Origin of the sequence: Pseudoalteromonas simplex (assembly GCF_015278155.1) — a bacterium.
In the GTDB taxonomy this organism is placed as follows: domain Bacteria; phylum Pseudomonadota; class Gammaproteobacteria; order Enterobacterales; family Alteromonadaceae; genus Pseudoalteromonas; species Pseudoalteromonas simplex.
In genome coordinates, this window is the sequence record NZ_JADILN010000016.1 from 24,349 (window position 1) to 48,997 (window position 24,649).

Here is a 24,649-nt window from a genome sequence, read left to right on the forward strand (position 1 = left end):
AAGTTAATTCAACATTTGTTTAGTCAGAAATATCTGCAATTAACATCCAGCAAAAATAAAAGCCGCGATTGCGGCTTTTTTCTAGAAATATTTATCTGCTAGTTATTTAATTCTGCGGTTTTTAACTCGTCTTCAATATCACTTATTTCATCAATAAAGTTTTCGAGCTGTTGTTCAACTAAGCTGTTTGCGTGAGCAAAGTAAGCAAGATGGAACACGGCATCCCCCTCGTTTACCAGCGGCATGGTTTGTTGACCAATGACAATACCGCTGCGCGGCGCTAGTAACTCAAGCTCAGCATCACCAAGAGGGCTGCTAATATAAGCTAGAGCCTGCCCTTTCATTACTCGCTCACCGAGTGACACTTGTGCACGAACAATACCGTCAACTTCAGCGCGTACCCAACTCGTCGAGCTTGCAATAATCGGCTCTGGTAACTTTTTAGCACGCTTGCCACGCACCATTTTTAAATGGCGCATGACATAGTCAACACCTTGCACACCAGCTGCAATGGCTATTGGATCAAAGCGTAGCGCTTCGCCAGCTTCATAGGTAATAACGGGTATTCCTAAATTGGCCGCTTCACTGCGCAATGAGCCATTACGAAGTGACGCGTCAATCACCGCTGGAGTACCAAACGCTTTTGCCATAGCCGCCGTTGCAGGGTCGCTCAAATTGGCACGAATTTGTGGCAAGTTAGTTCGGTGAATTGCACCTGTGTGCAAATCAATAATATGCGTACAATGCATTGCCACCTGAGTAAAAAACGCATTCGCCATTCGCCCTGCTAACGAGCCTCGTGTTGAGCCCGGAAAACTGCGGTTCATGTCACGGCGGTCTGGTAAATAGCGTGACTTGTGAATAAAGCCAAACACATTCACAATCGGTACCGCAATAATAGTACCGCGCAATTGCTCCGGATCGATTTTAGCAAGCAACTGCCTAACAACCTCAACACCATTGAGCTCATCACCGTGAATTGCAGCACATACCATTAATACAGGCCCTTGCTGCACACCATTGACGACTTCAATTGGAATATTTAACGGCGAGTGGGTGTAAAGCTTGGCAGCTTCAATCGCAAATGTTTTACGTTCGCCAACACCAACCGTATCGCCTAAAATTGAAAACGGTGTATTTTTCTTAACCTTAGCCACGCACTTTTCCTTTTAATAGAGCGCTAATACCCAAACCTCCTCAAGGTGCAGAATTCAGCGTTTCACAGGTGCTTAATATCAAGGCGTTACTTTGCAAGAATGGCAGTCCCTTTTAAGAAGTAACAACGATGAGAGTTAGTACCTGTGAAGCGCCCAAAGGGTTGGTTTAAAAGCGATTTATACTGCGTTATTGATTTTAACAATAGAACCACTATTACTTACAATCAATGCCTTGCCTAAATCGCTTTTAATTCCAACTGAAACTCGCACCTTGAGGTGGTTTGGGTATACATAATTATGGGTAAAGGCTTAACCTTTACCACGCGTTGCAGTTCTTTTTGATGCCGCTGTTTTTTCAATAAACTCAACAATCATGCCTGCAATGTCTTTGCCGGTTGCAACTTCAATACCTTCAAGACCAGGTGATGAGTTAACCTCCATTACCAATGGACCACGTGCAGAGCGAAGTAAATCAACACCCGCTACGTTTAAACCCATCGCTTTAGCAGCTGCAACCGCTGTTCTTCTTTCTTCTGGAGTAATACGAACCAATGTCGCACTACCACCTCGGTGTAAATTAGAGCGGAATTCACCTTCTTGCGCTTGACGCTTCATCGCAGCAATTACTTTATCGCCTAATACAAAACAGCGAATGTCCGCACCGCCCGCTTCTTTGATGTACTCTTGCACCATAATATTGGCTTTTAAGCCCATAAACGCTTCAATTACGCTTTCTGCTGCTTTACGTGTTTCAGCTAATACCACACCAATACCTTGGGTACCTTCAAGTAGCTTAATAACCACTGGTGTGCCACCCACCATGCTTAATAAATCTTTTACATCATCAGGTTTACTTGCAAAGCCTGTTACTGGCATACCCACACCTTTACGTGAAAGTAGCTGTAATGAACGTAACTTATCGCGCGAGCGAGTGATCGCCACTGATTCATTGACAGGGAATACCCCCATCATTTCAAACTGACGTAATACCGCACAGCCATAAAAGGTCACTGATGAACCAATACGCGGTACGATAGCGTCAAAATCTTTTAAATTTTCACCGCGGTAATGGATTTCAGGCTGCTCTGAATTGATGTTCATATAACAACGAAGTGCATCAATTACTTTCACTTCGTGACCACGTTGCTCTGCTGCTTCAATTAAGCGACGTGTTGAATATAAATTTTGGTTGCGAGATAAAATACCAAGTTTCATAGTTAAAAACCTTAACTGATAAACTCATACACGTAACAACGTGTGATAAGTCCTTTTCCTATAATAAATGAGATAAAGCCGGATCAACGACTATGCGATTTTCCATTGCTGTACGCCCTAACAACATTCTAAACTTCATTGTTGAACGGTTACTTAAAGTCACCCTTATAGGCCAGCTTTGGGTTCCTGCGACTAATTTTGTTTCAATAAAGTAGCGTAGCTCACGCTGACCGCTTGAACTGGTCACATACTTACGCTCAACTACTTTGGCGCGACACTCTACCGTTGTTTCTACATCGTCTTGTAGAGGATGGGTAGTAAATTTCACCCATGCTTCGCCATTTTCTGAAAATTCCTCAATGTCAAAAGCATGAATACATGAAGTTCTCGCTCCGGTATCAACTTTTGCTTTGATTTTTTCTATTCCCAGTTCAGGCAGGCCAAGCCACTCTCGCCAGCCAACAATAATTTTTGCGCTCATTAATGTGCCCTCTATAAAAAAGTGTCTTATACGCTACAGAGCTAGAAACACCAACGAAATATATTTATCCCCTCGATAAATCGATTTCATTAATATAGTCTTGACTATACTAATGTATATACTCAACTATATCGCACTATTTGTAAAACGAGAGTTCAATATGATCAATGGGTTACTTCATGTCTTAATCTTAGACGAACAAGGCGGTGCACGTGCTATTGAAAATAGTACTGAGCTGCAAAATTGGCAACCCGAACACGGAAAACTTTGGGTGCACATGGACTACAGTCAAGCTGAAGCCGTTGAATGGCTTGAGCAAAGTAATTTATTAACTGATTACGAACTTGAGTCGCTGATTGCCGATGAAACACGCCCGCGTTTAAGTAAAGTCACTAATGGTAATATGCTGTTTTTACGTGGAGTTAACTTAAACCCAGCGCAAAGTCCAGAAGACATGGTCTCGCTACGCTTGTTTATTAACGAAAACATTGTGGTCACAACACGTAAGCGCCGTTTATTATCGGTGCAAGATATTGTTGAATCGTTCGATGGCAGCAATGGTCCTTGCACAATTTCTGAGTTAGTGTGCCAATTAGCGCAAAACCTAACCTCGCGTATGCAAGCTGTTATCGACAATTTAGATGACACACTCGATGGATTTGAAGATGAAATTGATGAACCAAACAAAGGCTTTGATCATCAATCATTAGCACAAATTCGCCGCCAGACAATCGCGTTAAAACGTTATCTACGGCCACAAAAAGAAGCACTTATTACTTTGTTAAACAACAAGTATAAGTGGTTAGATGAAGACGATAAGGCACGCTTAAACGAAACAACTAATATGTTGATCCGTTATTTAGAAGAGCTAGATAGCTCAATTGAACGCGCGCAAATTATTCAACAAGCAATTACTAGCCAAGTATCTGAGCAACTAAATCAGCGCATGTATGTGATGTCGGTGGTTGCTGCATTGTTTTTACCACTTGGCTTCTTAACAGGCTTATTAGGTGTAAACGTAGGCGGTATTCCGGGCACTGAAAGCCCTTACGCATTTAGCTTGTTTATTATTTTCTTGGTGGTGCTAACCGTTGGGATTGGCATTTACTTTAAAAATAAAAAATGGCTATAGCTCGACAACCTTTTTAATTAAATCAAGGCGGACGGCATGTTCGCCTTTTTTTGTTGCCAAAATCAGGTGCTCGCCACCGGAGTTGAGTATCTTCAAGGTCTTTGCCTTACCTTCTAACTGCTCACCAGATTCTAAGGTAATGCGTAATAAAGAGTTATGCATGCACCATAATTCATATTTATCGTAGTCGCCACAGGCGATAGGTTGATAAGTCATTAGCTTTTTGAGATTGCTGAAGGAATAAATCGAGCTTAGAAGATATTAAAGTGAAGAGCAAATGGCGCTCTCGGCAGGGATCGAACCTGCAACTTAGCCTCCGGAGGGCCACGTGATATCCATTTCACCACGAGAGCACATTTGTCGTTATCAATACTGACTCGCGATATCAGCATGACAACCCGGCAATGATAATGGCATCTTGCGCTAAATGCTAGCATCAAGGCCTTTATATGCACACAAATTCAGCAATTTGCATTAAAACACTTCACTTTCGTGCAGAACCAAGGTATTAACGTATACTTAATAAAATTAATAACAAGGTGGCAGTATTGCCATGTAAGGGGAATTTGATCATGAGTTTAATGTCTACAGAGCAAGTCGCGGAATTTTTGGGTGTAAAAGTTGAACGCGTAAAGCGCCTTGCTCGCGAACATTTACTGATCTCGAAATCACAAGATGACAAAGGGGAGCCTTTGTTTGAACAAGAAGATGTAAAAAAATATAAAGAACTTGCTGAGCGAATTGGCGGTCTTTAATTTTTAGCTTTTTCTATGAAGTGGTTAAGCTGTGTTAGCAGTGGCGCCACTTTATCCATCGCACCACGTTGTTCATACCAACAAATACATAAAAGTAAAAACAGCGCATGAAATGCCGCGAGCTTTTCAACTGATAAGTAAAACTCGTGATGTTCGCACACTAACGCTTGGTAATGTTTAAGTAACGCCAGTTGCTGCTCATCATTTAACGCAAAGCTCACCACCAGCGCAGCTAAGTCAAAGTAAACATCGTTGCTTTTGGCATATTCAAAGTCGATTAAAAACATACCCGTCTCATTCACAATGATATTTTCTTTCACTAAATCATTATGACAAAAGCCCATGTCTTTAGGTGCACTATCAATATAAGCCAGTGACTGCTTAATTAGCTCTGCGTGTTGCTGGTATCGCGCTGTTTGCTGGTAGTAGTTAATTTCATAAGCAATATTCATCGGCTCGGTTAGCACAGGGTAACGGTGTAAATTAACTAAGTCGGGCAATAAGCTACTACAGAATTCACCGCTGGCAATACTACCTGCCACGTATTCGAAAATAGCCGTGTCGGTTGCTTGTTCTAACCAAAGTGGGGCTGGGCAGCAGCTTTGCTTTGCAAAATGCGCTTGCGCTGCAAGACCAATCGCCGGCCAGTGGTCGCGATAGTGCTTAACCAAAAAATCTTGGCTTGCTGTTTTTACTAGGTAGTTATCATTGCTTAACCCCTCAACCAGTGGACTGATTGAGGTGATAACTAAACGTGAGTTGAAGCGCGTAAAAAGCGCGTGAATTTGTTGCTCAGTTTTCATCTATAGCTGTGCAAGCGGCTTAGCCTGATGCTGCTCGTATTCTTCATACCAAGTTTTAAAGCCCCATGCGGCCATAATGGTGTAAAACACGAAAAGTACTAAGGTTGGGTAATACCCTTTTTCAAAGTACAGATACATAGATGCTGCATCAATTACAATCCAGTACAACCAGTTTTCCAGCACCTTCTTGGCAACAAGGTAGGTTGTCACCACCGCAAAACAGGTGGTAAAGCTGTCTAGATAAGCAAAATCAGCGTGAGTGTAATTGGTCATCACAAAACCAATGGCAACTGAGGCCAGTGAGGTGGCAAGCAAAATCACCGCATGGCGCTTTAACGACCATGAAATAATGGGCAGATGATCTTTATTGTCCACGCCCCTGCGCCAAACGACCCAACCATATACCGCCATATACATGTAGTAAAAATTCAGGAGCGACTCCATCAACAGTGCGCCATTCCAGTACATTACGGTATAAATAAAGGTGCTTACAAACGCGGCAGGCCAACACCATAAGCTTTCTTTAATCGCTAACAGCAAATACGCCACCGATAAAGCAACGGCAATATATTCCCAATGCGACATGGCAGTAAAGCCTGAGAAGGTTTCGTTTAAAAATTCCATAACACGCGCTACTGTAGGCTTTAGTCTTCGCTAGGCGACAAGTCACCATGTAAGAATTTACAGACGAAAATAGCTTTACCAAACTCTTCATAAGAACGTTTGATTTCAGTATTAAGTACAGACATCACTAAATCATAGTCACCAAAAATCTGAGTAGATAGGGTGTTGGTGATCACTTTAAGCCCTTCATAACTGTTTACACGGTCAATAAAACCTTTGATAAACGGAATGTAGTCTTGATGTAGTGGGTACTTACTGATCTCTACTGAAAGTTTCATTATGAGTTACCGAGTCTTTAAAAAGTATTGCATTGTAACCCGCTTGTACTAACAAGTCATGGCTATGGTTATTTTTTAGTGTAAAATCAGCCCCGATAAACATTGAGGATTCATTATGGCACGCCGCATCACTTACAAATTTAAAAACCAGCCTCGCGAAATCAATTTTGCAAAAGATAAATACCGCGATATGTACCATGCCATTGCTGCGGCTGAAGGCATTGATTTAACCAATTATTTAAAGATGGAACAGCAAGTCGAAATGACTTCAAAAGGCTCTGCAGCAGTACGTAACTTTCGTGACCAAGAATTCGCACGAATGGGTTTCAGTGACGTGTATTTTATTAAAGAGTAACAAAGTTACTCTTGATACTCGTAGCTTACACGTGGGGTGATATTACACAGTAACTCGTAAGGTATGGTTGTTGCGCACTGGGCAATCTCTTCAACGGGAAGCTCTGGCCCCCACATGATCACCTCATCACCCACTTTTATGTTGTCGCGGTTATCACCAATATCCACCGTGATCATGTCCATCGCCACACTGCCAACAATACCATAGCGTTGTGATTTGATAACCACAGGTGTGCCCTGCTCGGCATGGCGTGGATAACCATCCCCATAGCCCATCGCAACCACCGCAAGCTTAGTCGGTTTATCGCTATGCCAGCGTCCGCCATAGCCAACACACTGATCGGCATCAACATCGCGTATCGCGATAACTCGCGTAGTCAAACGCATAACAGGCTCCAGTCCGTGCTGCTGCCCTACACCATTAAGCATTGGCGATACGCCATAAAGCATCAAGCCAGGACGCACCCACTCACCATGACCTTTTGGCCAAGCAATAATACCAGCAGAGTTTGCAAGGCAATGCTGCTCACTTTTGCCATCTGCCAGTGAATCAAATAAGGCAATTTGCTGAGCGGTCTTTTCATCATTGATGTCATCGGCGCACGAGAAATGCGTCATTAACTTAATGTCATCACGGGCATTCTGGCTTGCTTTTAAGCGACTGTAGAAAGACTCAAATTGCGATGGTGCAATACCCAGTCGATGCATCCCAGTATTCACCTTTAACCAGCATGCAATTGGTGCATCAAGGCTTGTTTTTTCAAGCGTTGCGAGCTGATTTTCATCATGAATAATGGTTTGAAAGTTATTGGCAAGCAAGATAGGTAAATCATCTTTATGAAAAAAACCTTCAAGCAATACAATCGGTTTTGTCAGTCCACCTGCACGTAGCGCTAACGCTTCGTCTATTCGCGCAACCGCAAAAGCATCCGCATCATTAAGGTATTGGGCAATTTTTACTAAGCCATGACCATAAGCATTGGCTTTAAGCACCGCCATTACTTTGCAACCAGGCGCAAAGCGCTTCACTTGCGCTAAATTATGAGCAAGTGCTTGTAGGTTGATTTCGGCAATGGCTAAGCGCATTAGTATTCGTCATCCATGGCTGGACCCGCGTAGTTATCAAAACGCGAGAATTGACCTTGGAAGGTTAAACGTACTTTACCGATTGGGCCGTTACGTTGCTTACCTATGATGATTTCGGCCACGCCTTTTTCTGCACTGTCTTCGTTATACACTTCATCACGGTAAATAAACATGATTAAGTCGGCATCCTGCTCGATTGAGCCTGATTCACGTAAGTCGGAGTTGATTGGGCGTTTATCGGCACGTTGCTCTAGGGTACGGTTAAGCTGCGATAGTGCAATAACCGGACACTGCAGTTCTTTTGCCAGTGCTTTTAATGAACGAGAGATTTCAGCGATCTCTAAGGTACGGTTATCCGACAAGCTTGGCACACGCATTAGCTGCAAGTAATCGACCATGATCATACTAATACCGCCATGGTCACGGGCAATACGACGTGCACGTGAACGCACATCTGTTGGTGTTAGGCCCGATGCATCATCAACATACATCTTACCTTTTTCCATCAACAAGCCCATGGTTGACGACAGGCGCGCCCAATCGTCATCATCTAGCTGGCCGGTACGCACCTTAGTTTGGTTAATACGACCTAGCGATGCTAGCATCCTCATCATGATTTGCTCTGAAGGCATCTCTAATGAGTAAATAAGTACAGGCTTGTCTTGGGTCATAGCGGCGTGTTCGGCTAAGTTCATCGCAAAGGTTGTTTTACCCATCGATGGACGTGCCGCCACAATGATAAGGTCAGAAGGCTGCATACCCGCCGTCATTTTATCCAGATCGGTATAGCCGGTACTTACACCCGTCACACCATCTTGTGGCGACTGATAAAGCTCTTCAATCTTATCAACGGTTTTTTCTAAGATACTGTGTAAGTTTTGTGGGCCTTCGGTGCTTTTACTACGCTGCTCAGCAATTTTGAATACTTTACTTTCAGCAAAATCAAGCAGGTCATGACTAGTTCGCCCCTCGGGGCTAAAACCAGCTTCTGCAATTTCGTTCGCAACACCAATCATTTCACGAATAACAGCGCGCTCTCGCACGATATTCGCGTAAGCATCAATGTTCGCCGCACTTGGCGTGTTCTTGGCAATTTCAGCAAGGTAGGCGAAACCACCAACACTACTTAACTGATTGTTTTTCTCTAAGCTCTCAGAAATAGTGATCAAATCGATTGGATCACCACCTTCAGCAAGATTCACCATTGCTTCAAAAATGAGCTTATGGGTGCGGGTATAAAAATCCTGTGCAACCACTAACTCAGCAACACGGTCAAACGCTTGATTATCAAGCATTAAACCACCTAAAACAGATTGCTCAGCTTCTATTGAATGGGGAGGGACTTTTAACGTATCGACTTGCTTATCTGGTTTGGCCATAACATCACAAAACTAAAATTGAATGGCTCTATTCTATCTACTTGCTAAGGCTCTGCAAATAGTAAAGCGGGAAAACTTCCCGCTTTATTGTAATTGAGTGAACTGTAATCTTTATTTCTGTTTACGAAGTTCAATGCGTCCGCTAATCGTATCCATTTCTATATCAGCATCCCCACCGTTAATACTAAATTCTAAGTCGCTAGATGGGCCGTATTTCGCCTTCGTTGCTCTGTCATCACTAAGTTCATTAACGATTTTACCGTTAGCGTGAGCTTCAATCTCAAACGTTGCCGATACATCAGCTGGGAAATAAAATTCTGCATCACCACTGACTGATTCAAAACGAATATTGGCATCTGCTAGCAGCTTGTTGATGTGAACCTCAGCTTCACCATTTACGGTATTAATGCGCAGCTTTTTAATTGCATCAAAAGCAAAGTCGATATCACCGTTTACGTTTTCAAGACGCACATCTTGTGCTTTGGTTTTTGACTTAATGTCGCCATTCACCGCAGTAAAGCGTAAAGCACCTTGTGAGTTTTTATCGTTAATTTCACCATTAACGGTTTCAAAGCGAATATCACCGCTTAAATCATGAGCATTCACATCACCATTAACCGTTTCAAAGCTCATGTTGCCGCGAATATCTTGCACTGTGATATCACCGTTGACGGTATCAATCTCTGCGCCCGCTTCAAGCTCTTTAGCACTAACTGTGACATTCACCCCAGCAAATTCAAGCTCACTGCTTTTTGGCATGTAAATGGTTAAACGAGAACCGTCACCACTATTCCAGCCACCTAAGTTACGCGGCATTTTTACGATAAATTCAACACGGCTGCCTTCAACCTCTAAACGATAGCCTTGTGCTTTATCGTCAAGCTCACCTTCGATTTTAAGTTGTGGTTTATCCCACCCTTCAATGCGTACATCACCACGTTGGTTTTCAATAAAAATGCGTTTATTTGCAGGTACATCAATTTGTTCATTAATGGTTTGTCCTGCCATTGCCATCAGTGGCAGTAATCCTAAAGTTAAGGCTAGTAATTTCATAATTGTCACTCCTAAATCGTTTGCCACTTCGGTGCATGCACCTTGTTAATTAAGTCCAGTTGTTGCTGATAAACCTGCGACAGCATTTGTAATAAAGCTGGGTTTTCAGGTTCATTCTCAAGTGCTTGCTTAATGGCACTTTCGGCTTCTTCTAACTCTTTTAGTTGTTGCTGCCAGTTATCGGTTAATGCAGGTTGATTTTGATACTGCACCAACAAACCTTGCTTTTGCTTAGTAAAATAATCGCTCATTGCCATCATGCTATTTGGCTCACCTTGGCCAACAAAAAGCTGTACGGTCAATAGTGCGGCAATACAACAAGCGGCAACTGCAGCGAGTTTATTCCAGCCATGGTTTGGCTTCTCAGTTTGCTCTGGTTGCCCTGTTGCAATTGCTCGCTCAACACCGGGCCAGAGATCTTTGTCTGGGCTAATATCTTGCTTATGGTTAAGCGAGTCATTTAAAAATTGTTCAAATTCTGGCTTACTCATTTTCATACCACTCTTTTAATAACTGCCTTGCACGGTGAAATTGCGATTTACTTGAACCGACTGCCATATCAAGCATGCTTGCTATCTCTTCATGGCGATAGCCTTCAATTGCATGAAGTACAAACACCATACGTGCTCGCTCAGGTAGTCTCAGTACTAATTTGTCAAGGCCGTTAAAGCCGTCGCAATCTGCTGCGCTTTGCTCATCCATACCGCTTTGTTCAAAACTCACTACTTTTTGAAACCAGCTTTTATGTTTGCGAATGTAGCTAATCGCAATATTGCTGGTAACACTATGTAACCAAGTCGAAAATTGTGAGCGTCCATCAAAGTTCGCGATTTTGTGCCACAACTGTACAAACACTTCTTGTGTTGCATCTTCGGCGTGCTCTTTGTCTGCAAGCAATCGCAAACATAGGCTATAAACCCGCTTCACATGCAACTCATAAAGTGTTGCATAGGCTGCTTGATCACCGCTTTTTACGCGCTCTATCAAGGCATGCTCACTTTGCTGGGCGAACGCTTGTTCTGCATCTATCAACATCCTGGATGTTGTCCTTTATGATTATTGTTGTGAATTTAGTGTATTAGACGTAAGGAGGGATTCAAAAGGTTTAAATGAAATTAAATTTTTTTGTGTAAGCTACAAATAATTGAGCTTACACAATTTTATTTGGGGATTTGCGTTATTCGGCAGGTGATGCTTCGCTTTCTTCTTCAGTTGTTTCTGCGGTTTTGTAGCTCCAACCTAAAAATACGATACGTGCCGAAGAAGCAGGCGTGCCGCCATTTTGTACTTGTAATAAACCCGCATCATAGTGAGCACCACTGCCCCCTGTTGCGGTAATTGTAGAGCCGCGTACACTACCAAACAGCTCACCACTTCCCGATAGCTTCACCGTTGTCAAAGGGGCATAAATAGCCGCATATAAATTCGCAGCACCGCTAAATTGCACGCCATTTACACCATTAAATGATGAGTAGAATGATAACGACGGATGACCACTAGTAGTTAATCCTTCTTGCTCAGTAATAACTTTTGCGCCTGCGCCAATATTGACTTTTCCGGTTAATAACACAGTTAAACTACTGTCTTTTTTAATAGTCAGTGTTGTGCTCCCCGCCATCGAAAAGTCACCATCAATCAGTAAAATAACATCACCACCAGAAACTTCCATTTTGCCGTCACTGGTCATTTTGAGTCTATCAACTGCAAAAATATACTCTTTGCTATTGCTACCATTAGCTTGGTTTTGCGCTTTAGAATTAAACAAGAAAACATCAGCAAGGCTTGGCATAATAACTTGGCTACCACCGCTACTAAAATAGCCCTTTTCAGTATTAAGCTTAAATTGTTGCGTAGGACCTACAGAAATAGAGCTGTAACTGCTTACTTGGTCTGTGATGCCTGTCATTTTCTCTGGCAAAATTAACGGGTCGCAACTGGTATCTGGGTTTGTAGGGTCATAATCAGGTGCAGCTGGATCGGCTACAGTTACCGGTTCAACATTCGGGTTCACGTTAAATTTACGATCACTATAATGCACACCATCTTGCTGGTTATTGCTGGTATCTTTAAAATCGCCTGAACCGCCATACATAATATCCAACGCTTCGCCTTGGCTATTCGTGATGAATGTTGACCACTGCATTTTTGCATCACCATTGGCTCGCACAACCCCCGAAACAGTCCCGCCACGATGGGTATAATAACCACGGGTATAGACATTACCGTCTACACGTAAACCACTGCCAGGAGAGATATAAACACCGGAGTTCGAATGGATATTACCAATAATTGGTGATGAGCCATTTAAGTAAATAACTCCGGTCGCTTTTACATCGCCCTTTATCGGTGAATGACCCGATAGCACTACATCTGAATCGCCAGCAATGGTTGAAACATCACCATCATTCGACTTTGTTTCTTCGTAGCTGCCTTTACTCGAATCATAGCTGTCGATACTACCACTGCCCGATAAATCGACTCCCTTACAGCCCACCATCGCATTAGTGAAAACAGAACTACCTTTCGCACCTTGTACTGCAAAACGGGCGACTAAGTTACTTTGCGCGTCACCATCAAATCGTTGCCCCAAGCTTGCAATTTCAAGCTCACCAGCAGCGTTTTGACTTAAACTGGCATTAAAAATGGCATCATCAGCAATAACACCAGAGCCCGATGCGTTACTGGTTTTACTGATCAAATCTTCAACCGCTAATACACCTGCATCATTCAAGGTTTGTTGCAGTAACTTAGCTTGTTCAAACACACCTTTTTCAGCCATTAAGCGGCTGTTTAATTTCTTTTGAAAGTTGCCACTTAAACGTTCTTGAACAACGTTTTCACGTAGCGAACTAAGCACCACTATGCTAGCCATACTGGTCAAGATCAACACTGTAATTAGGGTAAAACCATTTTGCTTGTTATACACTGCCAGCTCCGTATGCTTTGACTAATATTGCATTAGTTAAGGCAATATCAATGTTAATACCATTACCGAACTGAGCTGGTAAATCATTTGGCTTTACAGTGACTGTGACAAGCTCACCGGCGATATCAAATGACAAAGCTTCGATTCCTGTCAGTAATCGCTCTGAGGCAGCACCATCGAGTGAACACATTAAGTTGCTACCATTTAAGCTATATACTTCAACCACCTGCGCAGTTGTCGCAGAGCCATCACAAGCAATCACTCCGCTAGGTTGAGTAATGGTAATCGTGCTTTTATCTGCACTGATGGTCGGTGTTAGTTGTGTCTGCTTTATGCTGCGGGTGAATACTTTACTGGTATAGCGAATCACTTCTTGAGCGTTTTCCAGCTCTTTACTTACTTCAATCGTGCTTTTTATCGCCGAGTAAGACAAGCTCACTCCCGCTAATAAAAAAGCGCCGGCAGCCAATGCCACCATCAGTTCAACTAAGGTAAAACCCTGAACGTGTTTATTCATGAGCACACCGCCGTTAAATCAGGAAAACTGGCATTTAGACTAATTTGATTTTCTGCATTATCTGTCATGCGTTTATCAACCCAAGCCACATTAATTTGCATGTCATCACTGTAAGTAGCTGGGATCGTCAGCTGATAATCACTCACTTGTGGCGCGAGCGAAGCTCTAAATGTCGCGTCTTGAAAAAGTGCGGTATTAGTTTTTTGTATTTCACAAATGCGTGGCCACAAACGCTCAATGGTGTTTTGCCCTTGAATAAGTGACACGGTGTAATTAAAGCTATTGGTTGCATATTGCAGCGATTTTAGCTGCGCTGCCGCCAAGCCTAATAATGCGATGCCAGCGATCACCACTGAAATCATCACTTCTAATAATGAAAAGCCTGCCTGCTTATTCATGCACATCCTCGCTGTGAATTTTCTACTAACCAGTTTTGGCCACTTTTAAGCACACACATCACGTAATCAGTGGTATTTGTGTGCTCATCTTTCACTAAAATTTCAGCTTGTTTATCAACTTCGCCACTGGCACTAATGGCCAATGCGACTAAATTGACGGCAACGCCGCTTTTTGTGACCGAAAATTCTTTTAAAACCGTGTCTACGCCGCCCTCGTTGAGGGTCACTTGCCAACTATTATTACTAACAACTAGGTTAATAGGTTTGTCGCGTTTGACCGCTTCACTGCGTGCAAATTTATAAGCACTATTTAATTGATTTGCAGTAGTTACGACGCGATCTTGCAAAATTTGCTGACTAAAAGACGGGAAAGCAAGGGCTGCCATAATGCCAATAACACTCAGCACAACCATTAACTCAATTAAGGTAAACCCTGCAATTCGACGCAATTGTGTTACTCCCAGCAATCACTAAATGAAGCGCTATAACTACCATCATGTTTAACGGTTAAGTCACCACAGCGATCACTCGCTTGCGCCGAACCCGATTTAGGAGCGGCTTTTAAACTGTAGCCACGATTTTTAAAATCGCTTACAGCACCTGATACTTTATCTGTTGCTGTGTAAGTAAGGGTGTAATAGTCAGTATTTTGAGTTGCAAATGCATTGGGATAGCCGCCATTTCGTGAATAAATTCGTTCAAGACTGGCGCTGTATTGCAGTAACTCTTGTTGAATATCAGCACGGCGACTACGTTGCATGTGCTCAGTGTAAGCAGGCAGTGCTACGCTATACAGAATCCCTAAAATAGCGATCACGATAAGAATTTCTACTAATGTAAATCCTGTTTGTTTACCTATTCCATGTGGTACTAATGCACTTTTCAACCTCAACCCCTTAATACTTTTTAACCAGCACAATATAAATGACAGCGTTGTCAGTGTCAATTTTAACCAATTTACTTTTACTCATTCGATTATACTAATAAGAAAAATAAAATTAAGAAAAAAGAACGTATGTTTGTGAAATAGGTAAGATTATAGGATTGGTATTTGTCTGTTTAAAATATAGAAACCAATACTATTGGATGATAACTGAAGAAGCAATAGCGGTACAAAATGCTACAATTTATAAATTTCAGGCACAAAAAAGCCGCACCTAAGTGCGGCTTTTTTTACTTAATATTGCTATTAAGCTTCAGCGATAACGATTACTTTGATAGTAGCCGATACGTCTGAGTGTACTGCGATTGCTACGTCAAATTCGCCAGTCTCACGGATAGTACCTAGAGGTAAACGAACTTCTGATTTAGCAACTTCAACGCCAACAGCTGAAATAGCTTCAGCGATGTCGCGAGTACCGATAGAACCGAATAACTTGCCTTCGTCACCAGCTTTAGAAACTAGTGTAACTTCAGCTAATGCTTCTAACTTGTCAGCGCGAGCTTGAGCAGCAGCTAGATCTTCAGCGATCTTAGCTTCTAAATCAGCACGACGTGCTTCGAAAGTTTCGATGTTAGCTTTAGTTGCAGGAACTGCCTTACCTTGTGGGAAAAGGAAGTTACGTGCGAAGCCAGATTTAACTACAACCTGGTCACCTAGGCCACCTAGGTTTGCGATCTTGTCTAGTAGAATAACTTGCATGTCTCTACACCTTTTAAAAACTGTTAATCCGCTGCTTACTTATGTAAGTCAGTGTATGGAAGAAGGGCTAAGTAGCGAGCACGCTTGATAGCAGTTGCTAGCTGACGCTGATATTTAGCGCTAGTACCTGTGATACGGCTAGGTACGATTTTGCCACTTTCTGTAACATAGTTTCTAAGAGTAGCTAGATCTTTATAATCGATTTGTTGTACGCCTTCCGCTTTGAAGCGGCAGAACTTACGACGTCTGAAATAACGTGCCATGAGTAAAATTCCTCAAAAAATTCTTTCTATATGTTGAGCATGCAAGACCAATTGGCTTAAGCCGTTTCGGCCCTCGTGACGGTTTAAAAACCCCGTCACTTGCACTTGTTGCCCAACGTGCAATTGTTGAGTTTGTTGTTGCATTGGCGTGCCGCTGGCAACAACTTGAAGCCTGACATAACTATTACGGTTAAGGTCTGCTTCAACTTGCATCGATTTATGTTCAAGAACAAAAATACAATGCGGTATACCAGCAGGGCTTTGACTATATTTAGGTGTTTTACAAACAACCCCAGATAGTGTCAGCTGATTCATATAAGGATTAAGCGGTTGGCTCATCTTTTTGTCTCAACTGCAAGCGCCATGCTTGAACTCAAAACGATTAAGCAGCTGGTGCTTCTTTCTTCTCTTCTTTCGCAAGAGGAGATGCTTCAGTTACAGCGTCTTTAGTACGCATAACTAAGTTACGAAGCACTGCATCGTTGTAGCGGAAAGTAGTTTCTAGCTCGCTGATTACTTCAGTAGGTGCTTCAACGTTCATAAGAACATAATGAGCTTTGTGAAGCTTGTCGATTGGGTAAGCCAATTGACGACGGCCCCAGTCTTCAAGACGGTGGATAGTACCACCAGCTTCAGTGATAGAACCAGTATAACGTTCGATCATACCAGGTACTTGCTCACTCTGATCAGGGTGAACCATGAATACGATTTCGTAATGACGCATGGATATTCCTTACGGTTAATAGAGCCTTCTACCGTTTCGGCCAGTCGGTTTAAGGCAAGGAATTAAATTTAATAAGCCGAAATGAGCGCGCATTTTACGCTTAGATTGATAATTAAGCAAGATAAAACAGCAAGCCAAGCTAGATTATTGTGCCCTATTAAGATTTTCTAAACGCTAAAAACAAAAAACCCAGCCGAGGCTGGGTTTTTGATATTCTGAAAACTAAAATTACTTGATTTTAGCTTCTTTGAAAATCACGTGTTTACGAGCTTTAGGATCGTATTTTTTGATTTCCATTTTTTCAGGCATGTTACGCTTGTTCTTGTCGGTAGTGTAGAAAAAACCAGTACCAGCAGTTGAAACTAAACGGATCTTATCGCGCATGATTCAGTTCCTTAAACTTTTTCGCCACGAGCACGGATTTCTGTAAGAACCGCGTCGATGCCTTTTTTATCGATAATACGCATACCTTTAGTAGTAGTGCGTAGTGTTACAAAACGTTTTTCACTTTCAACCCAAAAACGGTGAGTTTGTAGGTTAGGTAGGAAACGACGTTTAGTCGCGTTTCTCGCGTGTGAACGGTGATTACCAACCGCTGGACGCTTACCTGTAACTTGACATACTTTAGACATGTCTATATATCTCCAATAACTTCGCTCGAGCTTAATTTTCCCTTAGGCCAGTATTTGTGCCCCGGGATAAATCGAAGGGCGCTCTTTATACAGCTTATACAGGCAAAGATCAAGTAACAGATCTTATCCAATCAGCTCATGTGTAAATTTGATAGCGGCTAATTATAAAGATCGAATGCCCTTAGGGAAAGTAAAAACTGCATTTAAATTAAACTAATTTCTAAAATCGCCCTAAACTGCTCATTTTTAACACACTCTCTAATACAGTTGGCTCTATATAAGCCCTCTTTCGGCAAACGAAACACAATTTTCACCACCCACTATGATGTGATCCAGCACATTTATATCGACTAAGGCTAAAGCTTGCTGCAATTTAGTGGTGATCAATTTATCGGCCTGACTAGGCTCAGCCACCCCACTTGGGTGGTTATGAGCAAGTATTAGTGCCGCCGCATTATTACGCAGCGCTGCTTTAACCACTTCACGGGGGTACACAGACGCGGCATTAATAGTGCCGTAAAAAAGTACTTCGTCTTTAATCAACTGGTTTTGACTATCTAAGTACAGCACCATAAATACTTCCTGCTGTAAGCCACGTAACTGAATAGTTAAATAGTCATACACGGCTTGTGGCGAAGTAAATAACGCCTCGCGCTTACATTGCTCAAGCATATAGCGCCGGCTTAATTCAAGCACTGCTTGAAGCTGCACATACTTAGCAGCCCCTAAACCCTTTTGAGCGCAAAACTCTTGTTCAGATGCATTAAATAAGTCATGCAGCGTACTATTAATATCGAGCAGATGCTCAGCCAGTTCAATGGCATTCATGCCCGGCACACCGGTTCGTAGGAATATTGCTAATAACTCTGCATCTGAGAGTGCTTTGGCACCTTGGGCAAGTAACTTCTCCCGCGGCCTTGCTGATAAAGGTAAATCGGTTAATGGCATTGCTTCATCCTTAAAACAACTATTCCATATATTAAACTGTACTATAAAATTTAGTTTTTTCCTGTCTGTAGAAAAGAAAACTTCATGCTATCGGTAAAGATTTGCTATCGTTAGCCCATATCGACAAAGGTTAAATTTCACGTAATGACAAAATCAGTAAATAAAAAAATCCTGTTAGGTATGAGTGGTGGTATTGCAGCCTATAAATGCGCAGAACTTGTTCGCCGTTTAAAAGATCAAGGCTGTGAAGTAAAAGTCGTCATGACCGACTCAGCCAAACACTTTATTACTCCTTTGACTATGCAAGCGGTAAGCGGTGAGATTGTTTCTGATTCATTACTCGACCCAGCAGCAGAAGCCGCAATGGGTCATATCGAATTTGCCAAATGGGCAGACCTTATTTTAGTCGCCCCTGCAACCAGTAATATTTTAGCGAAAATGGCCATGGGTATTGCAGATGACTTACTGACGACCCTACTACTGGCTACCCCTGCAAAAGTGGCGGTTGCACCTGCCATGAATCAACAAATGTATGCCCACCCTGCTACACAAGCAAACCTTGCCATACTTAACGAGCGTGGCGTGGCTATTTGGGGCCCAGGTAAAGGCGAGCAAGCCTGTGGTGATGTAGGCGCAGGACGCATGTTAGAGCCTCATGAGTTAGTCGCGCTTTGTACACAACCTGAAGTAGAGCCACTACTTGCAGGCAAAACTATCACGATTACTGCAGGACCAACCCGAGAAGCCCTCGACCCAGTTCGTTATATCTCTAACCACAGCTCAGGCAAAATGGGTTATGCCCTTGCTGAAGCTGCGCTTGCGTTAGGTGCAAAGGTAAATCTGATTTCAGGCCCTGTAACAATTAAAGCACCTGCTAATGCCCTGCTTACTAACATAGAAAGTGCTGAGCAATTACTCACCGCCTCAATGGAACTGGCCGCGCAATCGGATGCTTTTATCGGCTGTGCAGCAGTGGCTGATTACCGTGCAGCTGCAATTCATGAGCAAAAGATGAAAAAGCAAGGTGATGAACTGACCCTCACTTTAGTTAAGAACCCAGATGTCATCGCTAATGTCGCTGCGCTTAGCGAAAACCGCCCTTATACCGTTGGCTTTGCGGCAGAAACTCAAGATGTTGCAAGCTATGCTCAAGGTAAATTAAAGAACAAAAACCTCGATATGATCTGCGCAAATGACGTATCAAAAGAAGGCCTTGGCTTTAATTCTGATCATAATGCTTTAACACTCTTCTGGCACAATGAGCAGCTAGATTTAGCAATGGGAAGTAAAAAAGATTTAGCCATGAGCGTAATGACTGAGCTTGCCAAGCGTTTGTAAAAATGCTGGAAAGAAACTGAATAAAACATTAACATAAGCCACTCATTTGCACAAAAAATGGCTTGTCTGACTCCCAACAGCGCAAGTAATAAATTATAAGAAAGGAATGGTCATGCCTGCGACAAAAAGAAGTAATCGCAAAGAGCAGATTCTGCAAGCACTCGCACAAATGTTAGAAACCAGCCCAGGTCAACGTATCACCACCGCAAAACTCGCGGCTGAGGTCGGTGTGTCTGAAGCTGCGTTATATCGTCATTTTCCGAGTAAAGCACGGATGTTTGAGGGCCTAATCGAGTTTATTGAAGATACCCTGTTATCACGCATTAACCTCATTTTAGAAAATGAGAAAGAAAGCCAAACACGTGTCTACAATATTTTGCTGTTATTGTTAGCCTTCGCCGAGAAAAACCCGGGCATTACCCGCATTTTGACCGGTGATGCCTTACAAGGTGAACAAGAGCGTTTACGTGAACGTGTACAAGGCTTATTTGAAAAGCTAGAAACTCAGTTCAAGCAAGTGCTACGCGAGCGCAAACTGCGCGAAGGTAAAGCATTCCAGTCAGACGAAAGCACCCTAGCCAACTTCTTACTCGCCTATGTAGAAGGTAAGATGAACCAATTCGTGCGCAGCGACTTTAAAGCAAAACCCAGTACACAATTTGAAAAGCAATGGCCAGAGTTACAAAAGATTTGGTTGTAGTTCAAGTTTTATTAGCTGGTAGTTAAACTACCAGCTTAATACCTACCTTATATACACTTGATTTGAAAAATATTTCTTTTTTGAGTTAGTTAATTGAATTTCGGCCTGGTTACCAACAAGCTGCAATAGTAAGCCCTGAGCAATTTCCCTTTCACCCAATTTCGATTTCACAACAACTTCTTTTCCTATTGCTCCTTGCAACCTCGGTTTAGGGAAACTCGCTTTAGTAACTGGTTTTAGCCCTTCATTTTCAACAAACAAATTTAGACAATGCTGCTTAGCGGCACTGATCCAGTCATCATGGGATTTAACAATATCAACGTTATTTAAAAAGTGTATCAACGCACTATTTCGACTACTAAATTCACTCGAAACATCGGCCATATTTTTAACTTGCGCCCATTTACGAATAACAACGTACTTGCCTTGCGTGAGTCTCGCTAAACTCGTCGATGCGCCCGTCATCCGGCTATACCATTCGATTCTATAACAAGAAGAACCCAAGCTATGAAGTAGAATAGTCGTATTGCCAAATTCCTTAGTACTGCCCTCAATAACACTCACTTTAAATCCTTTAAGCAAAAGTAAATCAGACTTAAAGGATATGAAGAACAAGCCGTTATGGTAATGAGTGACTTTCTTAGTAAGCCTAAGAAATATTCCTAGATTGCAGAGAATGGTTAAACAACTTAAAGGGGTAATCGAGATTAAAGAGCAAAGAATGATGATTCATTTTGAATGTTGAGCGGAGTGGTTTTTATAAGCCCTAAAAATCTAAAAGCCCCGCATCGCCGCGAGGCTTTTTATATGATTTGGTGAGTCAGCCAATAAGCCGCTGTTTTGTATGCGCGGAGTGGGTTTTCTTTTAGAAAGTAAAAAGCCCCGCATTGCTGCGAGGCTTTTTATGTAATTTGGTGAGTCAGTCAGTAAGCCGCTGTTTTGTATGAGCGGAGTGGATTTTCTAAGCCCTAAAAAACAAAAAGCCCGTAGCATTCACTACGGGCTTTAATATGATTTGGTGAGTCAGCCAATAAGCCGGGTTCTGTCGTGGATAATCATTCGTCTAGGCCATAAATTGCTCTATGGCTCAAGCAACCTACCCGGTTCTCACGTGGGCCACGCGTTCATTATTTAAAATGATAGAACCCTATTTGGTCTTGCTCCGGGTGGAGTTTACCTTGCAACCAACTGTTACCAGTGGCCCGGTGCGCTCTTACCGCACCCTTTCACCCTTACCAACCGAAGTTGGCGGTCTCCTCTCTGCTGCACTTGTCGTAGGCTCGCGCCCCCCAGCCGTTAGCTGGCACCCTGCCCTGTGGAGCCCGGACTTTCCTCCCCCTGCGCATTTTCGTTGCAGGCAGCGATTATCTCGGCTGACTCGGCGCGCAGTATACCTGAGCGCGCACGTCTATGCAGTAAAGAATTAGTCTTTTTCGTCAATAATTGCTTTATAAAGTGCATTTTTCTTCAAACCAAAATACTCAGCCACAACACCACAGGCTTTTTTCAGTGGCATTTCGGCTTCGAGTAAACCTAGCATGCGGCGCGCATCTTCTGGAATATCGTCACTTTGCTTTGCTTTACCCGGTAGCATCAGTACGATTTCACCACGCTGCTTAGTGGGATCATCCGTTAAGAACTGTTTTAGCTCGGCAACTGTGCCATTGAAAAAGGTTTCGAAAGTTTTGGTAAGTTCTTTGGCAAACACTACTGGCTGCTCTGCACCGAGAGCTGCTTCTAAATCATCAAGGCTCGCCATTATACGGTGGGTACTTTCATACATGATGCTAGTAATACCTGAGTTTACCGCTTCGATAAAAAAGCTCTGCCTTGCTTTACTCTTTGCAGGTGTAAAACCAATAAACTGAAAACGATCTGTTGGTAAACCAGAACAACACACCGCGGTAATTGCAGCACATGCCCCCGGCACCGGCGTGACGTGCGCGCCTTGTTCACGGCATAAATTAACCACCGCATAACCTGGGTCGCTAATAAGTGGCGTGCCGGCGTCAGATACCAGCGCAATATTCATTCCTTGCTCTAACCAATCTACAATTTGTTGCGCTTTTTGTTTCTCGTTATGGTCATGTAAAGCAAAGGTTTTTGCTTTGATATTAAAATGGCTTAACAACTTTCCTGTGTGACGAGTATCTTCAGCGGCTATTAAGTCAACCTCAGATAGGGTTTGGATGGCACGCTGGCTGATGTCATCAAAGTTACCAATAGGCGTGGCAACAATGTAAAGAGTGCCGATTTTATCTGAATTGTCCTCATTTAACATTGAGGTCTCCTGCGTCAGTCAGTAATATAAGCAAATCGCGTTAACGTATCGGGAAATCATTGTGCGACTTAAACTTGTTAGTCTATTAATTGTATTGTCAGGGTTATCGGCTTGTAGCACAACCGAAAAACCTCGAAATAGTGCAGAAAATCAATCGGGCCAATCGAGTATTGCCCTATCACAGCTAACCGACGCACAATCTATGTACCAAGCAGCGCTAAATCGTCAAGGCGCAGATAAAATACAGCTTTTATACACTGCGCGTGATGCTGCTATCAGTGAGGAGCGCTGGGCACTACTAGAAAAAGTCTGCCTTGAACTAGAAGCGACCCCAAGTGTAGACCAAATTCAAAACAAACTTTACATTGCTCTTGCACAAGAGCATCAAGGCAAAAGTGATTTAGCTTTAGCTCAGTTACAGCAGCTCGAGCCACAGTTAAGCCAGCCTGAACATCAAGCATGGCACCAATATTTAACTGCGCGTGTTTATGCATCGCAAGGCATGCCAAAACGAGCAATGCCTTTCTTTTTTAAAGCATCAACACTTAGCAGCGAAAACAATTTTATCGTTGCCAATCTAAACAAAGATTTATGGCAAAGCCTAACCCAGCTTTCATCGTACGCACTTGAGCGTTTTAATCGTGGCTCTGTGGTGCAACAAGGTTGGGTCAATTTAGCGCTTTATCATCAAGTGTATTTAGGTGCGCCTGTTGAGCTTCATCAAGCAATGAACAACTGGCTGCGTCGCTACCCGGGTCACCCAGCAGCTGAGGTGCTGCCTAAAAAGGTAACAGAGCTAGTACAAATTGAACCTTTAAATGTAAACCGCCTCGCAGTACTACTCCCTCAATCAGGCGCCAATGAGCGATTAGGTGATGCACTAAAAGCAGGTGTGCTTGCTGCCTTAGATGGAAAATCATTAGAACAAACATTATTTATTGATGAGTCGCTATCAGCCGCTGAAATTACACTTAAACTCAGCGAATTTAATGCTGATTTTGTTATCGGCCCTTTATTAAAAACTAATATCGAAAAGCTAACCAACGCTCAAACACTAGTTGATTACCCAGTGATGCATTTAAACACCTTTGATGGTGAGCGAATTTCACAGCAGCACTTTTTCTTTGCTTTAAGTCCTGAACATGAAGTTCAGCAAGCACTGGAGCGATTTTTAACAGCTGGCTATCAAAAGCCGATGCTGCTAGCACCAAATAATAGTAACGGCCAACGCCTAGTTGAATACTTCAATACGCAGTGGCAACGCTACAGCGAAGTTAAACCTCAAATTGGGCTTTACTCTGGTAAAGACGACATGCCAAAAACCATCACTGGCTTACTTGAAGTAGACCAAAGCAAAGAGCGTATTAAAGTTGCCAAATCGTTATTCAAGCAAGAAGTTGAAAGTGAAACTCGCTCGCGCAGCGACATTGATGTGATTTATATTTTAGGTGATGCTACTGAAACGCGTTTAATCAAGCCCTATTTAGACGTAAACGTAAGTACTTTTGCTGAGCGTATTCCGCTTTATGCCAGCTCAAAAAGCCACAGTAAGCAAATCGATAGAACCGACAAAGGCGATTTAGATGGCCTTTATTTTACGGAACTACCTTGGATGCTTGATGGTCAAATTCAACAACACAATTTACGCCAGCAATACGAAAGTTTATGGCCAGAAAACGCAGATATAAGCCAGCGCTTATTTGCCATGGCATTCGATGCAGCCAGTATGCTAGGTGATGTGAAGCAATTAAGCATGGTGCAAGGTAAACGCTTTAGTGGTATCAGTGGTCAACTGAGCATTGCCAGCAATGGCTATGTTACGCGCACTTTAGATTGGGCACAGTACAAGAATAAACAAATTATTGCGGTTGATTTAGCGACTGAGCAACCAATTCCATTATTTATGCAATCTGCCTTTGGAATTAACGCTGCTGAATAATCTTTTTAAAACGTAGTAATAGCT

General features: G+C 42.7%; 32 protein-coding genes, 1 tRNA gene and 1 other RNA gene. 6 read left to right on the forward strand and 28 right to left on the reverse strand.

Annotation, left to right across the window (positions count from 1 at the left end; all coding sequences use genetic code 11):
- Nucleotides 1-98: 98 nt before the first annotated feature.
- The 3 genes from IRQ78_RS19170 to IRQ78_RS19180 form a co-directional block, all read right to left on the reverse strand.
- Complete coding sequence (locus IRQ78_RS19170) at nt 99-1,157, reverse strand: succinylglutamate desuccinylase/aspartoacylase family protein (protein WP_194442933.1); 1,059 nt, start codon at nt 1,155-1,157, stop codon at nt 99-101.
- Nucleotides 1,158-1,466: 309 nt separating this feature from the next.
- Nucleotides 1,467-2,372, reverse strand: a complete 906-nt coding sequence (rimK, locus tag IRQ78_RS19175; protein WP_054554209.1) for a 30S ribosomal protein S6--L-glutamate ligase — start codon at nt 2,370-2,372, stop codon at nt 1,467-1,469.
- A 58-nt stretch (nt 2,373-2,430) separates the two neighbouring features.
- Nucleotides 2,431-2,853 (reverse strand): ATP-dependent zinc protease family protein, encoded by a 423-nt coding sequence (locus IRQ78_RS19180; RefSeq protein ID WP_194442934.1) that lies wholly within the window; start codon nt 2,851-2,853, stop codon nt 2,431-2,433.
- A 160-nt stretch (nt 2,854-3,013) separates the two neighbouring features.
- Between IRQ78_RS19180 and zntB the strand changes: the two genes are divergently transcribed.
- On the forward strand, nt 3,014-3,985 hold the full coding sequence (gene zntB, locus IRQ78_RS19185; RefSeq protein WP_054554207.1) for a zinc transporter ZntB: 972 nt from the start codon (nt 3,014-3,016) through the stop codon (nt 3,983-3,985).
- On the opposite strand, the gene IRQ78_RS19190 is transcribed toward zntB, so the two are convergent.
- Both IRQ78_RS19190 and IRQ78_RS19195 read right to left on the reverse strand, forming a co-directional pair.
- Entirely contained in the window at nt 3,980-4,201 is a 222-nt protein-coding gene (locus IRQ78_RS19190) for a Rho-binding antiterminator (RefSeq protein WP_194442935.1), read from the reverse strand. The two genes, zntB and IRQ78_RS19190, sit on opposite strands and share 6 nt — an antisense overlap.
- A gap of 62 nt (nt 4,202-4,263) precedes the next feature.
- A tRNA-Arg gene (locus IRQ78_RS19195) sits at nt 4,264-4,338 on the reverse strand.
- A gap of 219 nt (nt 4,339-4,557) precedes the next feature.
- Between IRQ78_RS19195 and IRQ78_RS19200 the strand changes: the two genes are divergently transcribed.
- Complete coding sequence (locus tag IRQ78_RS19200) at nt 4,558-4,740, forward strand: hypothetical protein (protein WP_054554205.1); 183 nt, start codon at nt 4,558-4,560, stop codon at nt 4,738-4,740.
- Here IRQ78_RS19200 and IRQ78_RS19205 read toward each other — a convergent pair.
- Genes IRQ78_RS19205 through IRQ78_RS19215 form a run of 3 tightly spaced genes read right to left on the reverse strand, consistent with a single transcriptional unit; the run spans nt 4,737 to nt 6,445 of the window.
- Nucleotides 4,737-5,543 (reverse strand): phosphotransferase family protein, encoded by an 807-nt coding sequence (locus tag IRQ78_RS19205; RefSeq protein ID WP_138601286.1) that lies wholly within the window; start codon nt 5,541-5,543, stop codon nt 4,737-4,739. The genes IRQ78_RS19200 and IRQ78_RS19205 overlap by 4 nt on opposite strands.
- Nucleotides 5,544-6,167: a nicotinamide riboside transporter PnuC gene (gene pnuC / locus IRQ78_RS19210; RefSeq protein ID WP_054554203.1), complete on the reverse strand. Its 624-nt coding sequence runs from the start codon at nt 6,165-6,167 to the stop codon at nt 5,544-5,546.
- 20 nt (nt 6,168-6,187) lie between these two features.
- On the reverse strand, nt 6,188-6,445 hold the full coding sequence (locus tag IRQ78_RS19215) for a YkoF family thiamine/hydroxymethylpyrimidine-binding protein (RefSeq protein ID WP_054563401.1): 258 nt from the start codon (nt 6,443-6,445) through the stop codon (nt 6,188-6,190).
- 115 nt (nt 6,446-6,560) lie between these two features.
- Here IRQ78_RS19215 and IRQ78_RS19220 point away from each other — a divergent pair, with 115 nt between their 5' ends.
- Nucleotides 6,561-6,800: a DUF2960 domain-containing protein gene (locus IRQ78_RS19220; protein WP_054554201.1), complete on the forward strand. Its 240-nt coding sequence runs from the start codon at nt 6,561-6,563 to the stop codon at nt 6,798-6,800.
- Between the two features lie 5 nt (nt 6,801-6,805).
- On the opposite strand, the gene alr is transcribed toward IRQ78_RS19220, so the two are convergent.
- The 17 genes from alr to radC all read right to left on the reverse strand — a co-directional run bounded on the left by alr (nt 6,806) and on the right by radC (nt 18,367).
- Complete coding sequence (gene alr, locus IRQ78_RS19225; RefSeq protein WP_194442936.1) at nt 6,806-7,885, reverse strand: alanine racemase; 1,080 nt, start codon at nt 7,883-7,885, stop codon at nt 6,806-6,808.
- Nucleotides 7,885-9,264, reverse strand: coding sequence for a replicative DNA helicase (dnaB, locus tag IRQ78_RS19230; protein WP_054554199.1), 1,380 nt, complete (start codon nt 9,262-9,264; stop codon nt 7,885-7,887). The genes alr and dnaB overlap by 1 nt, the downstream gene beginning before the upstream one ends.
- Before the next feature lie 111 nt (nt 9,265-9,375).
- On the reverse strand, nt 9,376-10,317 hold the full coding sequence (locus IRQ78_RS19235) for a DUF4097 family beta strand repeat-containing protein (protein WP_138601277.1): 942 nt from the start codon (nt 10,315-10,317) through the stop codon (nt 9,376-9,378).
- Nucleotides 10,318-10,328: 11 nt separating this feature from the next.
- Nucleotides 10,329-10,814 (reverse strand): hypothetical protein, encoded by a 486-nt coding sequence (locus IRQ78_RS19240; protein WP_082389308.1) that lies wholly within the window; start codon nt 10,812-10,814, stop codon nt 10,329-10,331.
- The gene (locus tag IRQ78_RS19245) at nt 10,801-11,352 is read right to left on the reverse strand and encodes an RNA polymerase sigma factor (RefSeq protein WP_054554197.1); all 552 of its coding nucleotides are present in this window, start codon (nt 11,350-11,352) and stop codon (nt 10,801-10,803) included. The genes IRQ78_RS19240 and IRQ78_RS19245 overlap by 14 nt, the downstream gene beginning before the upstream one ends.
- A 142-nt stretch (nt 11,353-11,494) precedes the next feature.
- Entirely contained in the window at nt 11,495-13,243 is a 1,749-nt protein-coding gene (locus IRQ78_RS19250) for a DUF7305 domain-containing protein (protein WP_323741664.1), read from the reverse strand.
- Nucleotides 13,236-13,760 (reverse strand): prepilin-type N-terminal cleavage/methylation domain-containing protein, encoded by a 525-nt coding sequence (locus IRQ78_RS19255; RefSeq protein WP_138601275.1) that lies wholly within the window; start codon nt 13,758-13,760, stop codon nt 13,236-13,238. Before IRQ78_RS19255 ends, IRQ78_RS19250 begins: the two co-directional genes overlap by 8 nt.
- On the reverse strand, nt 13,757-14,158 hold the full coding sequence (locus IRQ78_RS19260; RefSeq protein WP_063699823.1) for a type IV pilus modification PilV family protein: 402 nt from the start codon (nt 14,156-14,158) through the stop codon (nt 13,757-13,759). The genes IRQ78_RS19255 and IRQ78_RS19260 overlap by 4 nt, the downstream gene beginning before the upstream one ends.
- Nucleotides 14,155-14,607 (reverse strand): GspH/FimT family pseudopilin, encoded by a 453-nt coding sequence (locus IRQ78_RS19265; RefSeq protein ID WP_054554194.1) that lies wholly within the window; start codon nt 14,605-14,607, stop codon nt 14,155-14,157. Before IRQ78_RS19265 ends, IRQ78_RS19260 begins: the two co-directional genes overlap by 4 nt.
- 5 nt (nt 14,608-14,612) lie before the next feature.
- On the reverse strand, nt 14,613-15,044 hold the full coding sequence (locus IRQ78_RS19270; RefSeq protein WP_222938086.1) for a type IV pilin protein: 432 nt from the start codon (nt 15,042-15,044) through the stop codon (nt 14,613-14,615).
- 303 nt (nt 15,045-15,347) lie between these two features.
- Nucleotides 15,348-15,800, reverse strand: coding sequence for a 50S ribosomal protein L9 (gene rplI, locus IRQ78_RS19275; RefSeq protein ID WP_054554192.1), 453 nt, complete (start codon nt 15,798-15,800; stop codon nt 15,348-15,350).
- Nucleotides 15,801-15,835: 35 nt separating this feature from the next.
- Entirely contained in the window at nt 15,836-16,063 is a 228-nt protein-coding gene (gene rpsR, locus IRQ78_RS19280) for a 30S ribosomal protein S18 (protein WP_002962753.1), read from the reverse strand.
- A 12-nt stretch (nt 16,064-16,075) separates the two neighbouring features.
- Nucleotides 16,076-16,378: a primosomal replication protein N gene (gene priB / locus IRQ78_RS19285; RefSeq protein WP_036973732.1), complete on the reverse strand. Its 303-nt coding sequence runs from the start codon at nt 16,376-16,378 to the stop codon at nt 16,076-16,078.
- Nucleotides 16,379-16,445: 67 nt separating this feature from the next.
- Nucleotides 16,446-16,787, reverse strand: coding sequence for a 30S ribosomal protein S6 (rpsF, locus tag IRQ78_RS19290; RefSeq protein WP_036973113.1), 342 nt, complete (start codon nt 16,785-16,787; stop codon nt 16,446-16,448).
- A gap of 228 nt (nt 16,788-17,015) precedes the next feature.
- The gene (gene rpmG / locus IRQ78_RS19295) at nt 17,016-17,171 is read right to left on the reverse strand and encodes a 50S ribosomal protein L33 (protein ID WP_022946036.1); all 156 of its coding nucleotides are present in this window, start codon (nt 17,169-17,171) and stop codon (nt 17,016-17,018) included.
- 11 nt (nt 17,172-17,182) lie between these two features.
- Nucleotides 17,183-17,419 (reverse strand): 50S ribosomal protein L28, encoded by a 237-nt coding sequence (gene rpmB, locus IRQ78_RS19300; RefSeq protein ID WP_036973115.1) that lies wholly within the window; start codon nt 17,417-17,419, stop codon nt 17,183-17,185.
- A 273-nt stretch (nt 17,420-17,692) separates the two neighbouring features.
- Entirely contained in the window at nt 17,693-18,367 is a 675-nt protein-coding gene (radC, locus tag IRQ78_RS19305; protein ID WP_138601269.1) for a RadC family protein, read from the reverse strand.
- Between the two features lie 144 nt (nt 18,368-18,511).
- Between radC and coaBC the strand changes: the two genes are divergently transcribed.
- Together coaBC and slmA are read left to right on the forward strand one after the other, a co-directional pair.
- Nucleotides 18,512-19,705 (forward strand): bifunctional phosphopantothenoylcysteine decarboxylase/phosphopantothenate--cysteine ligase CoaBC, encoded by a 1,194-nt coding sequence (gene coaBC, locus IRQ78_RS19310; RefSeq protein WP_187491035.1) that lies wholly within the window; start codon nt 18,512-18,514, stop codon nt 19,703-19,705.
- 112 nt (nt 19,706-19,817) lie between these two features.
- On the forward strand, nt 19,818-20,405 hold the full coding sequence (gene slmA, locus IRQ78_RS19315) for a nucleoid occlusion factor SlmA (RefSeq protein ID WP_166339573.1): 588 nt from the start codon (nt 19,818-19,820) through the stop codon (nt 20,403-20,405).
- Between the two features lie 42 nt (nt 20,406-20,447).
- Here the strand turns inward: slmA and IRQ78_RS19320 are convergent, their stop codons facing one another.
- From IRQ78_RS19320 to rsmI, 3 genes are all read right to left on the reverse strand, one after another.
- Nucleotides 20,448-20,969, reverse strand: coding sequence for a hypothetical protein (locus IRQ78_RS19320; protein WP_054554188.1), 522 nt, complete (start codon nt 20,967-20,969; stop codon nt 20,448-20,450).
- A 451-nt stretch (nt 20,970-21,420) separates the two neighbouring features.
- Nucleotides 21,421-21,786: RNase P RNA component class A (rnpB, locus tag IRQ78_RS19325), an RNA gene on the reverse strand.
- Nucleotides 21,787-21,828: 42 nt separating this feature from the next.
- Nucleotides 21,829-22,686 (reverse strand): 16S rRNA (cytidine(1402)-2'-O)-methyltransferase, encoded by an 858-nt coding sequence (gene rsmI / locus IRQ78_RS19330; protein ID WP_058585920.1) that lies wholly within the window; start codon nt 22,684-22,686, stop codon nt 21,829-21,831.
- Between the two features lie 61 nt (nt 22,687-22,747).
- On the opposite strand from rsmI, the gene IRQ78_RS19335 reads away from it, so the two are divergent.
- Nucleotides 22,748-24,625: a penicillin-binding protein activator gene (locus IRQ78_RS19335; RefSeq protein WP_054554186.1), complete on the forward strand. Its 1,878-nt coding sequence runs from the start codon at nt 22,748-22,750 to the stop codon at nt 24,623-24,625.
- The last annotated feature ends 24 nt before the right edge of the window (nt 24,626-24,649 follow it).